Genomic DNA, 2,491 nt, shown 5'->3' on the forward strand with positions numbered 1-2,491 from the left:
TGGGTATTCCAGAACATTCGCCACCTGATTCCGTTTTTATTCGCCACCCTGTTCCGTTCACATTCGCCACCCCTGGCTAATGCCCCAGCGCATCGCTGGCCAGCTTAGGTGGCAGCCTTTGCTTTCGCTACCTTTCTGCGTTTCTTACGGAGGGATTCACCTTGCAATGGTATCCGGTGGGCATTGTGAATCAGCCTGTCGAGAATCGCATCGGCCAGGGTGGGATTACCTATCACTTCATGCCAGTGTTCAATCGGTAGCTGACTGGTCACCATGGTGCTTTTCAGATTGTGTCTGTCTTCCAGGATTTCGAGAACATCTCTTCTCTGTTGATCGGTAAAAGCTGACAGCCCCCAATCATCCAGAAGCAGGACATCTATCCTGGCCAGTCCTGCCATGACCTTTGGGTAGCGTCCGTCTCCCTTGGCAATATGTAAGTCCTGCAGAAGGCGCGGAACCCTGTGATAACGAACTGTAAAGCCCTCTCTGCAGGCTTTCTGGGCCAGAGCGCAGCCCAGCCAGGTCTTTCCAACCCCAGTTGGTCCTGTCAGCAGGATATTCTGGTGATCCCTGGCCCAGTGACAGTTCAGCAGCTGCCGAACCTGTTCCCTGTCCAGCCCACGCGCGTGGCGGAAGTCGATATCTTCCACGCAGGCTGCCTGACGGAGACGAGCCTGTTTGATACGTGTATTCAAACGACGGTTGTCCCGTTCCGTGGCTTCCCTGTCCAACAGCAGACCCAGCCGCTCCTCAAAGGACAGCTGGTAAAGATCAGGAGCCTGCAGCTGTTCTTCCAGTGCTTTGCTCATACCTGTCAGCTTGAGGGTCTGGAGTTTTTCCAGTGTCGGGTTGAGTAACATCATCACTTTCCTCAGTTGTAGTAGCGGGAACCACGGAGGTTCTCATGCTGTTCAGGCAACAGACCTTCTGGCGCTGTATCAGGCAAAGGTTCTTTGTCCAGACCATGTTTGAGGATGGATTCGATGCTTTTGTAAGTGCAGGCATCCAGGTAAAGCGCACGACGACACGCGCTCTCCAGACGGGCTGGCGTGTAGCGTTTTCCCAAGCTCATGATGCCGAGACAGCTACGGAACGCTTGCTCCGGATATTTGCGGTGACTCATCATCCGTACCACAACCGCTTCGGTTTCTGGCCCGGTCTTCGCCGCCCAGTGCTGGACACGCTCTGGTGTCCATTCGGCATAACGGCGGTGCTTCTCTGGCATATGTTCAGACTGGGTTGTATGGCGACCTTTCAGGTAAGAACGGACATGACTGGTGATACGCTTGCCCCGGTAAAAGCATTCGATAGTCTGACCGGTTATGCGGATATCCAGCTGCTTTTTGACCAGCGTGTATGGCACTGAGTAGTAGTGCTTATCAACCTCAACGTGATAGTCCATATGAACCCGCGCCTTTTTCCACTGGGCAAACTGGTAACGCTCAGCAGGGAGTGGTCGCAGGGCTGGTTGATCCAGTGTTTCAAACAGGGAGCGGCGACACTCGTCCGGCATATTCTGGAAGGTTTTGTTGTTCAGCTCTTCCAGCAGTGGCTTGATGGCATCGTTCAACGCCTTCAAGGAGAAGAAGGTGCAATTGCGCAACCGTGCCAGAATCCAGCGTTCTACAACCTGCACGGCTGATTCGACTTTTCCTTTGTCCTGGGGTTTCCTGACCCGGGCCGGAACAACCGCCACTTCATAATGTTCGGCCAGGTCCTGATAGGTGGGATTTTTCTCCGGCTCATAACGGTGAGGTTTGGTCACCGCTGACTTGAGATTGTCTGGAACCAGAGTGTTGGGAACACCTCCCAGATATTCGAAGGTACGCACATGGGAACCGGTCCAGTCCTGTAAAGACTGCGTTAATGTCGCTTCACAGTAGGTATAACTGGACGCTCCCAGAGTGGCAACAAAGACCTGGGCCTGCTGAACTTCGCCGGTATGCGGATCATTTATGGGAACTGTCTGACCAGCATAATCAAGGAACAGTTTGTCACCAGCAATGTGGTTCTGCCGCATGACAACATCAAGGTGCCGCCGCCAATCACGGTACTTGTTGCAGAACCAACTGTACTGATAACCATCAGGACAACCGGCCTTGTACTCCTGCCAGGCCAGAGCCAAGGTCATACTGGGTTTGTGTAGCTCCTTGTGAATGGTGTTCCAGTCCGGGATGCGACTCTCTTTCTGGCTGACTTTCTGGGAACAGGAGTACAATTTCTGGCTGAGAGTATCTTGATCCATATCGCATGGCAGAGGCCAGCTCAGTCCGGATGCTTTAAACCGTCTCAGGTAATCCCTCACCGTCGACCGGGAAATATTACAGGATTGAGCAACACGGCTGTTGCTCAGGTCATGCTCCAGCTTGAGTCTCAGCACATCACGAATTTTGCGCATATGCAGTCTCTTCATCGGGCTATCAGCTCTTCCTTGAACGGGTTCAGGAAGAGAGTAGCGGGTGAAAAATCAAGACTGCGCTGAGGAAGGTCA

General features: G+C 53.2%; 2 protein-coding genes. Both read right to left on the bottom strand.

Going from position 1 to position 2,491, the window contains the following annotated elements; translation table 11 throughout:
- Window positions 1-104 precede the first annotated feature (104 nt).
- Window positions 105-860 carry an IS21-like element helper ATPase IstB gene (istB, locus tag M3P05_RS20220; protein ID WP_249701940.1) on the bottom strand — a complete coding sequence of 252 codons (756 nt, stop codon included), beginning with the start codon at window positions 858-860 and terminating at the stop codon, window positions 105-107.
- 11 nt (window positions 861-871) lie between these two features.
- A complete protein-coding gene (istA, locus tag M3P05_RS20225; protein ID WP_249701939.1) occupies window positions 872-2,413 on the bottom strand; it encodes an IS21 family transposase in 1,542 nt (513 codons plus the stop codon).
- Window positions 2,414-2,491 lie beyond the last annotated feature (78 nt).

This window comes from Parendozoicomonas callyspongiae (assembly GCF_023502345.1).
Lineage (GTDB): Bacteria > Pseudomonadota > Gammaproteobacteria > Pseudomonadales > Endozoicomonadaceae > Sansalvadorimonas > Sansalvadorimonas callyspongiae.

Bases quoted from the DNA above. Each gene is read 5' to 3' on its own strand.
- istB (WP_249701940.1), bottom strand. From the start codon at position 860: ATGTTACTCAACCCGACACTGGAAAAACTCCAGACCCTCAAGCTGACA.
- istA (WP_249701939.1), bottom strand. From the start codon at position 2,413: ATGAAGAGACTGCATATGCGCAAAATTCGTGATGTGCTGAGACTCAAG.